Raw genomic sequence first — 11,202 nt, 5'->3', positions numbered from 1 at the left:
CTTTTGCTCAAAGACAAGTCTGGGTCAGAAACAACCGCTATATACCTGAAAGCTCTACTGGTTCAAATCTGGTCTCTCCCCTGTCACGAGATATACAGTGCTTTCACCGATATTCGTAGCATGGTCACCAATTCGTTCAATGTATCGTCCTACAAGCAACTGCAGCATGGCTTGTGAAGCCTCTGCCGGCTTTTCTACCATAAAGGCATACAGATCGCTGATCATGTGGCTATACATGGAATCCACACGATCATCCTCTTTGGCCATTTTGTAGGCCAGATCTGTATTTTCATCCAAATAGGATTTGATCGCATCATCTATCATTTCTTTAACAATGGAAGCCATGTGCGGAATATCCACCAGCGGCTTAATGATCTGCTGCCCTTCCAAGCGAAGTGTCACCTTGGCAATATCAAGCGCCAAATCGCCCATTCGTTCCAGATCACTGGAAATTTTAAATGCAACAATGATCCGGCGCAAATCCTTCGCTACCGGCTGCTGGGTGATAATGAGCTTGGAACCCATATCGAGAATATTCTCTTCCAGCGTATTAAGGGATGCATCATTTTTGACCACCTGCTGAGCCAATTCTGTATTTTTGGTCTGCAAACATTCAATGGCCTGATCGAGCGCCTTCGAAACGTGTGCACCCATTTCGCGCAGTACGGCTCTCAGTTCATCTAACCCTTCATCAAAACCTTTTCTACGTATCATTTCGAAGTCACCCCTTCTGGCATATTCATCTGGTAGGCTTTAGCCAAATCGCCCTGAAATATAATCTTCCGTACGTGAATCTTGCGGCGTGGAAAACATCGTCTGTGTATCCGCCGCTTCCACCACAACACCATTCAAAAAGAACGCAGTTCGACCGGACACACGCGCTGCCTGATGCATGTTATGCGTCACCATGACAATGGTATACGTGTCTCGCAATTCCTGAACCAGTTCTTCAATTTTCATCGTGGAGATCGGATCCAGCGCAGATGTCGCCTCGTCCATAAGCAAAATATCTGGCTGTACAGCAAGCGCCCGGGCAATACACAACCGTTGCTGTTGTCCACCGGATAAACTCAGAGCAGAACGCTTCAGAAAATCCTTGACCTCTTCCCAGAGTGCCGCCTGCCGCAGGCTTTGCTCAACCAATTCGTCCAACTTGTCCTTTTGCCGAATTCCATGCAGACGCGGACCGTAGGCCACGTTATCATAAATGGATTTGGGAAATGGGTTAGGCTGTTGAAAAACCATTCCCACCTGCTTACGCAGAGTTTCTACTTCCATAGTATCGCCGTATATATCCTGACCTGCGATACTCACAGTGCCTTCAATACGCGTTCCCGGTATCATGTCATTCATCCGGTTCAGCGTACGCAGCAGGGTTGATTTGCCGCAGCCGGACGGGCCGATGAAGGCAGTTACCGTTTTTTCAGGAATATCGAGGTTTATATGTTTCAGCGCGTGAAATTTCTCATAATATAAATTCAGCTTATCGATCCGGATTACGGAATCATTCATGGATTTATGATCTCCTTCGTGTTGCAGTTATGATCCTCAAGCATTGCACCTGATTTGCACAATATGAAGATTATATAAGCTGTGTGTAAATTTAGTGTGGTGGATTTGTTAACGGTATGTAAAATGATCAAGAACTTAGCATGAGCTCAAGCTCCTGCGCAATTTCGGCTGCATTCAAAGCCGCTTCCTCTGCGGAACGGGACATTTCGCTGTTTTTGGCTTCAATTTCGTTGACAGCCTGCAGTAGTTTGGCAAAAGTTTGTGTTCCGGCAGAAATATATTGAGAGCCTGTATGAATCTGCTGCATACTCGTATCCGTCAGTTCAGCGGTGTCACGCAGCATTTGCTCGATATGGGTGAGTAAGCCTGTAATCTGCGTGGAAAAGGCTTTCGTCTGGAGTGACATATTCCGCACTTCCTGAGACACAATCTGGAAGCCTCGTCCGTGTTCGCCAGCATGCGCCGCTTCAATGGACGCGTTGATCGCTAGCAGTCCGCTGTGATCTGCCAGTGCACGAATGGATGAGGCCATGTTCGCAATGTCATTCAGCGATTGGGTCAACGCCGTCATCTGCTCATGCTGGCGCTTCATTTGCTCCGTGACTGCACGATAGGAGAGCAAAACATCCTCCAGTTCTACTTTTCCACGACGGGATAATTCACTCATTGAGCGGGTTAGCCGCACACTGTCGTCGGCCTCTTTAGCTGCATCCAGCACAGTGAGCTGAATACGCTGGACTCCGTCATAGCTATGCCGAATCACATCGCCCCGCTCTTCGTCTGCTTCTCTTTGCATTCGCTGCACGACGGACAGGATATCACGAATTGTGAGCACGCCAAGTAACCGTGTTCCTTCCTTAATCAACACACAATCGTAAAAACGCTGATCTTCGCGTAGCATCGCCAGTTCCACAATGTCCGATGCCTGGCTTTTCAGATCCACAATTAATGTATCGGGGTCGGCAAATATGGCCGCAGGCTTGTCATAAAACAACGCCGCAGCAAATCTCCCCGTAAAATGGCGATTATACGCATCTCTCATAATAATGCCCAGTGGAAGATCATTTTTATCCACAACAATGACACAAGGAATATCCTCCTGTGTTTTCATAAGTGCTAACAGTTCTTTACAAGTCATATCCGTACCAATGATCGGAACCTCCCGGCATGGCACATAGGTAGTAATCGGCTTGTATGCTTCACGTTCAATCACGGCAGTGGAACTCGGCTGGGTCTTTGGTTCCGTTATCATCGTTCTGAAGTCCCCTTTTTTTAACTACTTGGAGTGACGGGAACATCATATCGGTCATTTGTTGATTCTAGCGTCTATTTTTGTTAATGAAATGTAAAATCACGAAATGGACACAAAAGTCGTCAGACACTTCCCTGGATAAAGAAAAACGCTCCTCATTTATAATAAATGAGAAGCGCTTCTTTTTTTATTTACAACCAGCTTGTACCCCACTCCACGGATCGAATCGATATGAACCGAGTCGGGATCCAGCTCCAGCTTTTTACGTAAGGAACTGACGTGCACATCCACGGTTCGTTGACCGCCAATGTAGTCAAAACCCCAAACAGCATTCATCAGATCATCCCGAGTCAATACCACACCCGGCTTGCGGGACAAATAAAGAAGTACCTCAAATTCCTTTGGTCTGAGGCTAATGGACTGACCTCCAAGAATGACCTCATATTTCTCAGGGTAAATCTCCAGCTCGCCCAGTTGAATTTTGGAGCTATCTTTCTGATCAGACAGCACTCCTTCATCCCCGCCGGAAGTTCTTCGCAGCACAGCCGTTACACGGGCCAACAGCTCAGAAACGCCAAAAGGCTTCGTGATGTAATCATCTGCACCCGACTTCAGCCCTTGGACAACCTCGGCCTCGCCGTTTTTGGCCGTTAAAATAATGATAGGCGTTGTCAGCCCCTGATGGCGAAGTCTGCTCAGAATGTCCAGTCCGTTCATTCCCGGCAGCATCAAATCCAGCAGGATCAAATCGTAGGACTCTCTGGAGGCTTTTTCAAACCCTGCACTGCCATGATCCTCCGTGTCCACTTCGAAGCCTTCTTGTATCAAATTGTAGGATAGCAATCTGGCAAGCGTTGGTTCATCCTCAATAACCAGCAAGCGTTGTCCCATAAATAACTTCATCTCCTGTTTACCTGTTAAAGGCGCATTGGTCAAAATCCTGAAACCTTTTCCATACTCATGCGACACCCGTTTATTTTATCACGGCATTGTTAACAGAATGTAAAAAAGGTTATAGTTCATTCTTCCTGTTGCAATAGCGGTAATTCAACTGTAAATGTGGTACCCAATCCAAGCTCACTTTCCACCGAAAGGGTGCCATGATGCAAATCGACCAAGTGTTTGACGATCGACAATCCCAGTCCCGTTCCTCCAGAGTTGCGCGAGCGTCCTTTGTCCACCCGATAAAAGCGTTCAAAGATACGTGGCAGGTCCTTCTTTGGAATTCCAATACCTGTATCACTGACTGTAAATACGACCTTTTCCGTGTCATTCTCCCGCTGGATCGTTAAAACCTTAATCTTTACCTTGCCACCATCAAGTGTATAGTTGATACCATTAGACAAAAGGTTCAGGAAAATCTGCTGAAGCTTATCTTCATCTGCCTCCATAAACAGCTCATCCGGGATATCCATGTGTAGCGTAATTCTTTTTTTGGCAGCTACATTGTTCAGTTTTTCCAGCAATGATTCTATGAACGACGAAACGTGCACTGGCGAGCAATCCAGCGGAGAACGCTTGGATTCAATTTTGGATAGCTCCAAAATGTCACCGATCAGCCGATTCAATCGTTCGCTTTCATCATATATAATTTGCAAAAATGAACGGGCCGTCTCTTCATCTTTAACCCCGCCACCGAGTAACGTCTCGGCGAAACCCTTGACTGCGGCAATTGGTGTTTTTAGCTCATGAGAAACGTTTGCCACAAATTCGCTCCGCATATTTTCCAACCGTCGAATAGCCGTAATATCCTGTAAAAGGAACAGCATCCCCCGGTATCCGCCTTCATCCTCATACATCGGAACACCATCCAGCAACACGAGTCTTTCCTCGGGATTGTACAAATGAACCTCACCATGCAGCCTTTCTCGGCTTTGTATGCTGCCCTCAATTAGCTTTGTGAGCTCATAGTGCTTCTTCAGCTCATGATACGGCTTGTCCGTCACCCGTTTGCCCACGACACCGAGCATTCGCTCAGACTCACGGTTTACAAGCGCAATACTTTCACTTGCATCAATCATTAGAATCCCGCCTGTCATATTACTCATGACGCTCTGGAGTAGATCCTCATTGTCACGTATCGTTTTCATTTGGTTTTGGAGACTGTCAGCCATACGATTAATGGCTTCCCCCAGTTGCCCTACTTCGTCCCGGCGCTGCACACCAACCCTTGCGTCATAATCCAGTCCTGAAATGCGGTTGGCTACCCCTGTAATATGCTCAATAGGCGAGGTCAGACTGCGGGCAATACGATAGCTCACCAATCCAGCAGCAAGAAATAGCAACACGAGTCCAATCCCGATAGCCGTCCAGCCGCGGCGTACTCCCTCCTCCACCGCTTTCAGACTCATGGACAAACGGATATATCCGTCAAAGCCCTTGTCCGATACAACAGGCTCTGCAACGTATAGCATGTTCCGCTGCAAGGTTTCGCTGTAACGAATCGTGCGTCCGATTCTCTCTGTTAAGGCTTGCTGAATTTCTTCACGAGATGCGTGGTTTTCCATCTTACGCGGATCGCTTAACGAATCGCCAACCACCGTCCCGTCCTTGCGAATGAAGGTCACCCGCGATTCCGTCAGACGGGCAATTTCCTTCGCCTTTTGAGAATAATAAGAGACATAATCCGTACTGGACAGGGCATCTGCATTCACAAAAGGGAATGTAGCGCGAAGCAGGTCGATCTCCCGTCCCATGTTCTCCTCTAGCACCTTCATATTCGAATTTTTAAAGATTTGTCCCATCGTGATTCCAGCAGCAAGGACAGATACGCCAATCAAAACCAGCATAATCAGGGTAAGCCTGAAACGAAACGATTTCATAGAAATTTGCCCATCCTTTTATGTAAGTTAATCTCATTCTACAGGCTGCCTGCATTATGTTCCACTGTGAAAAGAAAAAAAGGCCGGAGCATAAGACTGCCCCAACCTTTTCCTTATCCTCTTATCCGTTTACAACTTCACCGCCATTGATATGAATAACCTGCCCGCTTACATAAGACGAATCGTCTGAAGCAAGGTACACATAAGCTGGCGCCAATTCTTCCGGCTGACCCGGGCGCTTCATAGGCTGTGCTCCTCCAAATTCGCTGACTGTCTTGGCATCAAAGGTAGACGGGATTAACGGTGTCCAGATCGGTCCTGGTGCTACAGCGTTCACCCGAATACCTTGATCCGCCAAATTGAGCGAAAGGGAACGAGTGAATGATGTGATTGCCCCTTTGGTGGAGGAATAATCAATGAGTGTCTTATTCCCAGCATACGCGGTAATCGACGTTGTGTTGACGATCGCGCTCCCTTTCTTCAAATGCGGCAATGCTGCTTGCGTCAGGAAGAACATACCGAAAATATTCGTACGGAACGTGCGCTCCAACTGTTCTTTGGTGATATCCTCCAGCTTTTGTTGTGGATGTTGCTCTGCCGCATTGTTCACGACAATGTCGAGCTTGCCCAACTCGTTAACCGTCTGTTGAACCGCTTTTTTGGCAAATTGGTCATCTCCGATATCGCCAGGAATCAATACGCATTTGCGCCCCTCCTGCTCTACCTGACGTTTTGTTTCTTCCGCGTCCTTATGCTCATTCAAGTAGATGATAGCTACGTCCGCACCTTCTTTGGCATACGTGACAGCTACAGCCCGTCCAATTCCACTGTCCCCACCAGTAATAAGTGCAACTTTACCTGTTAGCTTGCCAGCGGCTTTATAAGTTGGTTTTTCAAACTGAGGTGCAGGCGACATTTTGGACTCAATCCCCGGTTGCTGGTCCTGATGCTGTGGGGGCAAAGTTTGCTGAGGTTGATTACTTTTAGGCATTGTACATTCTCCCTTCAAAATCAGATATTTTTTTAGGATGCAACATTTGCATCCTCTCTACTCCTGATTTACCACACAAAGTTATTCGTTAAACGAAAAAAGAAAAATGTAGTTATTTGAGCACACAAAAAAACGGCCTATGCTTATTCAGCACAGACCGCTTTATTCAACTTTTAACATTAGCCTTCGTCATTATTTAATTGGCTGATTAAAATGCATAATTAAATAATATGGCTGTATACCATTAAAATCGTAATTAGAATCATGAAGACAGCCAGCAGCGTGCTGAACATCCGCATTTTACCAGCGTATTGCGTAATCGGCTGTTGGTTACGAACCGCTTCCAGTGACAAGCGTAATGGCTTACCCATAGCACCAGCAATACCGGAAATGGCAAGAAACAACAACAAAACAACAACGATCCATGCTACCGAATAAGAATTCCAGGCAAAAATCATATAGATACCGCTAACAAGCACTAGGATCAGTGCAAATTGAGCCAAGCGGTTTAATAGCTGAACAGCCGATATCGTTCCCTCCTGCACGTTAGGAGCCAATTTGTCGATTTTGCCCACAACGAAGGGGAGCAATAAATAAAAACCCATCGCCAGTGATCCAATAATGTGAATAAAAAACATTTTTCACAACCTCCATTTCTTTGTTTTCTTACAAACTCTTATTCCATAGAACGATCATATTCCAACGAATGACTACCATCTTTTCAGTGTTTTGGGACATGCTTTTCTATGTCAGGATTTTTGCAAAATCCTCATGTAACTATCCATGCATATGAACTCTATTATACCGGGGAAGTGGTCCAAAGCAAAGGAATAAGGAAGAAAACGAATAGATTCCTTATTTCCGTTTAAAAGTAAAAGAGGTGTCCGATGGCCATGACTATGGCTTGGGAACACCTCTTCAAGTAAAAGTATACCGTTTTAGTAGAAAATTGAATCTATACGGTAACTATTTTAATCACACTGCGGACCGATTCGGCGGATTGATCGAGCGCTGCTTTTTCTTCGGCTGTCAATTCCAACTCGAACACTTTTTCGATACCATTACCGCCAAGAAGTGTCGGTACGCCAAGGAACAAATCCTGATAGCCGTACTCTCCCTCCAGATAGGCAATGACCGGGATAATCCGTTTTTTATCTTTTACAATCGCTTCTGTCATCTGTGCAAGCGAAGCTGCCGGGGCATAATATGCGCTACCATTACCCAACAGGTTGACGATCTCACCGCCACCACCGCGTGTCCGTTGTACGATCGCTTCGATACGTTCCTGCGAAATCAGGGTTTCGATAGGTATACCTCCAACGCTGGAATAGCGTACCAGGGGCACCATATCATCACCGTGACCACCCATAACGAAGCCGCGTACGTCTTCGACGGAAACGTTCAGTTCTTGTGCAATAAAGGTACAATATCGCGCTGTATCCAGCACACCTGATTGGCCAATAACCCGATTTTTCGGGAATCCAAGCGTTTGATAGGCAGTATAGGTCATAGCATCTACCGGATTACTCAGAATAATGACGATAGAATCCGGCGCATACTTCTTCACGTTCTCACAAACGGATTTTACAATTCCTGCGTTCGTATTTACCAAATCATCACGGCTCATACCCGGCTTGCGTGCAATCCCGGCAGTAATAATGACGATATCCGAGTTAGCTGCATCCTCGTAACTGGAAGTGCCCGTGATCTGGCTGTCAAATCCCTGTACCGGACCGGCCTCCAAAATATCAAGCGCCTTGCCTTTGGTCGGATTCTCAAGTTGCGGAATATCGATCAGTACGATATCACCTAGCTCCTTTTGAGCCAGCAGCAATGCGGTAGTGGCACCGGTAAAACCGGCGCCAACAATGGATATTTTTTTACGTTGAATGGACAAGTGGTATTCCCCTTCCTTACAGGTTACTAATAATGGTATCTGCGAACTCGGAGCATTTCACTTGTGTAGCACCATCCATCAGACGAGCAAAGTCATAAGTTACAATCTTCTTATTAATGGACGTCTCCAGCCCTTTGTAAATCAGGTCAGCCGCTTCTTTCCAACCCAAGTGTTCAAGCAACATTACGCCCGACAGAATTACGGAACCAGGGTTCACTACGTCTTTGTCGGCGTATTTTGGAGCTGTACCATGTGTAGCTTCAAAGATAGCATGCCCTGTTACATAGTTAATGTTTGCACCTGGCGCAATACCAATTCCACCAACTTGGGCAGCAAGAGCATCGGACAGATAGTCCCCGTTCAGGTTGAGCGTAGCAATTACATCAAATTCAGAAGGACGAGTCAGTACTTGCTGAAGTGCAATATCAGCAATCGCATCCTTGATAATGATTTTGCCTGCATCTTCAGCTGCTTTTTGAGCTGCATTTGCCGCATCCTCACCGTCTTTTTCCTTGATTACATCATATTGGGCCCAAGTAAATACTTTATCTGCAAATTCTTCCTCAGCCACTTCATAACCCCAGTTTTTGAAGGCACCCTCGGTAAATTTCATAATGTTACCTTTGTGTACGAGCGTGACACTCTTGCGTCCGTGGTCAACAGCATACTGAATGGCTGCCCGTACCAGACGCTTTGAACCCTCGGAAGAAACTGGCTTAATGCCAATACCAGAGGTTTCAGGGAAACGAATTTTGTTCACACCCAGCTCTTGTTGGAGGAACTGAATAACCTTTTTCACGTCTTCGGACCCTTCAGCATACTCGATCCCCGCGTAAATATCTTCTGTGTTCTCACGGAAAATAACCATGTCTACCAATTCAGGACGTTTCACTGGAGAAGGAACACCGTTAAAATAACGAACAGGACGCAGACATACGTATAAATCCAGTTCTTGCCGCAATGCCACATTCAACGAACGGATACCACCGCCAATAGGTGTCGTAAGTGGACCTTTGATGGCTACAATATACTCACGGATGGCTTCCAAAGTATCGTTAGGGAGCCATTCGCCGTATGTATTGAAAGCTTTCTCACCAGCGAATACTTCATACCAGGCAATCTTTTTGCTGCCGTTATATGCTTTTTCTACAGCTGCGTCCAGTACGCGCTTGGAAGCTTTCCAGATATCGCGACCCGTGCCGTCACCTTCGATAAACGGAATTACCGGATGGTTCGGAACCCGTAGTTGACCGTTATCAATCGTAATCTTTTCGCCTTCAGTTGGGAGCTCAAACTTTTCAAATTTCGCCATAAGTTCCTTTTCCTCCTCAGATATGAATGGGTACAGGACGAAAGACATGATCTTTATCACAGACAAAAACGTACATCTCTCGTCGTCCCCTCTATTGTACCTTATTTTTTAAATTCAGGGTATACAACCTCAATCTTCCTTCAACAAAGGGTTAGCGCAACTCTGGTGATACATATTTTTGATCCATTGGACCTGTATATTCGGCGCGAGGACGAATCAGGCGGTTATTTTCATACTGCTCTAAAATGTGTGCGGTCCACCCGGATACACGACTCACAGCAAAAATAGGTGTAAACAGGTCTCTCTTGATACCCAACTGGGTATACACAGAGGCAGAATAAAAATCCACATTGGGCTTCAAGCCTTTTTGCCCTGTTACAATTCCTTCAATTCGAACTGACATATCAAACAACGTTGTGTCGCCGTTCATTTCCCCCAGTTCGCGGGACATTTTGTGCAAATGCTTGGCACGCGGATCACCGTTTTTATAGACTCGGTGTCCAAAGCCCATAATTTTTTCGCGGTTATCCAGTTTCGCCTGAATATAGGAGTCCACCTGATCCAAGCCACCAATCTCCTCCAGCGTTTTGGCCACAGCCTCATTGGCCCCACCATGCAGTGGTCCTTTTAAAGCTCCAATTGCAGACGTGATTCCGGAATAAATATCCGACAATGTGGCTACCGTTACACGCGCAGCAAAGGTAGAAGCATTTAATTCATGATCGGCGTGCAACACGAGAGCCTGATTGAACGCTTTAATAGCCGTCTCCTCCGGGTCCTTGCCAGTCAGCTGATACAAAAAGTTTTCAGCAATGGAAATACCTTTTTTAGGCGCAATCGGCTCCAAGCCCTCGCGTATACGTGCTATAGCTGCCACAATGGTAGGCAATTGCGCCTGAAGCTTGACGGTTTTGGTCACATTAGACTCTCTCGACATATCATCCGCCTCTGGGTCATACAAAGCGAGAGACGATACGGCTGACCTCAAGGCAGCCATCGTGCTCAAATTTTTCGGATATAACTTTAATTGAGTAACAATTTCATCCGGAATAGCAGCGTATTCGCTTAACTGGTTGCGAAGCTCCTGCAATTGCTCCTTATCAGGTAATTTTCCAAACCACAACAAATAAGCTACCTCTTCAAAATCGGCGTTAACAGCCAAATCATCAATGTTATAACCCCGGTACGTGAGAACGCCATCTACGATAGAGCTTATGGAGGAAGTGGTCGCTACGATCCCTTCCAGACCTTTAGTCGCTGTCATCGTTACATCTCTCCTTTGTAAAAACATTGTGAACGGACTTGCAATGTAAACATTTTCAAAAGTAAGATATGTCTTTTAAATAGCTGAGTAATGTTAACGCCATATGTCAATATTTAAACCTTCTTTCACTATACTGGATTTTGTCGTTTATG

The 11,202-nt window shown here is 46.0% G+C and carries 10 protein-coding genes; all 10 read right to left on the bottom strand.

Annotated features, from left to right (window positions below):
* Window positions 1–54 precede the first annotated feature (54 nt).
* The 10 genes from phoU to citZ all read right to left on the bottom strand — a co-directional run bounded on the left by phoU (window position 55) and on the right by citZ (window position 11,050).
* The gene (phoU, locus tag ACYCSE_RS18445) at window positions 55–714 is read right to left on the bottom strand and encodes a phosphate signaling complex protein PhoU (protein WP_025721993.1); all 660 of its coding nucleotides are present in this window, start codon (window positions 712–714) and stop codon (window positions 55–57) included.
* A gap of 39 nt (window positions 715–753) precedes the next feature.
* Entirely contained in the window at window positions 754–1,512 is a 759-nt protein-coding gene (gene pstB / locus ACYCSE_RS18440; protein ID WP_061828674.1) for a phosphate ABC transporter ATP-binding protein PstB, read from the bottom strand.
* Between the two features lie 127 nt (window positions 1,513–1,639).
* Window positions 1,640–2,764 carry a methyl-accepting chemotaxis protein gene (locus ACYCSE_RS18435; RefSeq protein ID WP_459699235.1) on the bottom strand — a complete coding sequence of 375 codons (1,125 nt, stop codon included), beginning with the start codon at window positions 2,762–2,764 and terminating at the stop codon, window positions 1,640–1,642.
* Window positions 2,765–2,923: 159 nt separating this feature from the next.
* Entirely contained in the window at window positions 2,924–3,655 is a 732-nt protein-coding gene (locus tag ACYCSE_RS18430) for a response regulator transcription factor (protein WP_013309604.1), read from the bottom strand.
* A 128-nt stretch (window positions 3,656–3,783) separates the two neighbouring features.
* A complete protein-coding gene (gene pnpS / locus ACYCSE_RS18425; RefSeq protein ID WP_459699232.1) occupies window positions 3,784–5,586 on the bottom strand; it encodes a two-component system histidine kinase PnpS in 1,803 nt (600 codons plus the stop codon).
* Between the two features lie 121 nt (window positions 5,587–5,707).
* Window positions 5,708–6,577 (bottom strand): SDR family oxidoreductase, encoded by an 870-nt coding sequence (locus tag ACYCSE_RS18420; RefSeq protein WP_322171998.1) that lies wholly within the window; start codon window positions 6,575–6,577, stop codon window positions 5,708–5,710.
* A 221-nt stretch (window positions 6,578–6,798) separates the two neighbouring features.
* Window positions 6,799–7,215, bottom strand: coding sequence for a hypothetical protein (locus ACYCSE_RS18415; protein ID WP_459699230.1), 417 nt, complete (start codon window positions 7,213–7,215; stop codon window positions 6,799–6,801).
* Between the two features lie 317 nt (window positions 7,216–7,532).
* Window positions 7,533–8,474, bottom strand: a complete 942-nt coding sequence (gene mdh / locus ACYCSE_RS18410; RefSeq protein ID WP_061828678.1) for a malate dehydrogenase — start codon at window positions 8,472–8,474, stop codon at window positions 7,533–7,535.
* A 16-nt stretch (window positions 8,475–8,490) separates the two neighbouring features.
* Window positions 8,491–9,786, bottom strand: coding sequence for an NADP-dependent isocitrate dehydrogenase (icd, locus tag ACYCSE_RS18405; protein WP_069291602.1), 1,296 nt, complete (start codon window positions 9,784–9,786; stop codon window positions 8,491–8,493).
* A gap of 151 nt (window positions 9,787–9,937) precedes the next feature.
* On the bottom strand, window positions 9,938–11,050 hold the full coding sequence (gene citZ, locus ACYCSE_RS18400; protein WP_028542893.1) for a citrate synthase: 1,113 nt from the start codon (window positions 11,048–11,050) through the stop codon (window positions 9,938–9,940).
* Window positions 11,051–11,202: the final 152 nt, after the last annotated feature.

The organism is Paenibacillus sp. SEL1 (genome assembly GCF_054602535.1).
Note: the sequence above shows the minus strand (reverse complement) of the source record. Positions and strands in the feature narration are given on the sequence as shown.